General features: G+C 51.4%; 1 rRNA gene. It reads left to right on the top strand.

The features are described 5' to 3' along the window. Window positions 1–1,145, top strand: a 23S ribosomal RNA gene (locus AC1MHZ_RS23365); the annotation flags it as partial.

Raw genomic sequence — 1,145 nt, 5'->3', positions numbered from 1 at the left:
GGAAAGGCGAAAAGAACCCCGGAGAGGGGAGTGAAATAGAACCTGAAACCGTATGCGTACAAGCAGTGGGAGCCTACGTTGTTAGGTGACTGCGTACCTTTTGTATAATGGGTCAGCGACTTATATTCAGTGGCGAGCTTAACCGAATAGGGGAGGCGTAGCGAAAGCGAGTCTTAATAGGGCGTTTAGTCGCTGGGTATAGACCCGAAACCGGGCGATCTATCCATGGGCAGGTTGAAGGTTAGGTAACACTGACTGGAGGACCGAACCGACTACCGTTGAAAAGTTAGCGGATGACCTGTGGATCGGAGTGAAAGGCTAATCAAGCTCGGAGATAGCTGGTTCTCCTCGAAAGCTATTTAGGTAGCGCCTCATGTATCACTCCAGGGGGTAGAGCACTGTTTCGGCTAGGGGGTCATCCCGACTTACCAAACCGATGCAAACTCCGAATACCTGGAAGTGCCGAGCATGGGAGACACACGGCGGGTGCTAACGTCCGTCGTGAAAAGGGAAACAACCCAGACCGTCAGCTAAGGTCCCAAAGTCATGGTTAAGTGGGAAACGATGTGGGAAGGCTTAGACAGCTAGGAGGTTGGCTTAGAAGCAGCCATCCTTTAAAGAAAGCGTAATAGCTCACTAGTCGAGTCGGCCTGCGCGGAAGATGTAACGGGGCTCAAACCATGCACCGAAGCTACGGGTATCACCTTAAGGTGATGCGGTAGAGGAGCGTTCTGTAAGCCTGTGAAGGTGAGTTGAGAAGCTTGCTGGAGGTATCAGAAGTGCGAATGCTGACATGAGTAACGACAATGCGAGTGAAAAACTCGCACGCCGAAAGACCAAGGTTTCCTGCGCAACGTTAATCGACGCAGGGTTAGTCGGTCCCTAAGGCGAGGCTGAAAAGCGTAGTCGATGGAAAACAGGTTAATATTCCTGTACTTCCAGTTATTGCGATGGAGGGACGGAGAAGGCTAGGCCAGCTTGGCGTTGGTTGTCCAAGTTTAAGGTGGTAGGCTGAAATCTTAGGCAAATCCGGGATTTCAAGGCCGAGAGCTGATGACGAGTTGCCTTTAGGCGACGAAGTGGTTGATGCCATGCTTCCAAGAAAAGCTCCTAAGCTTCAGATAACTGGGAACCGTACCCCAAAC

This window comes from Pseudomonas sp. FA-1 (assembly GCF_056856075.1).
This window is presented reverse-complemented; position numbering and strand designations above follow the sequence as displayed.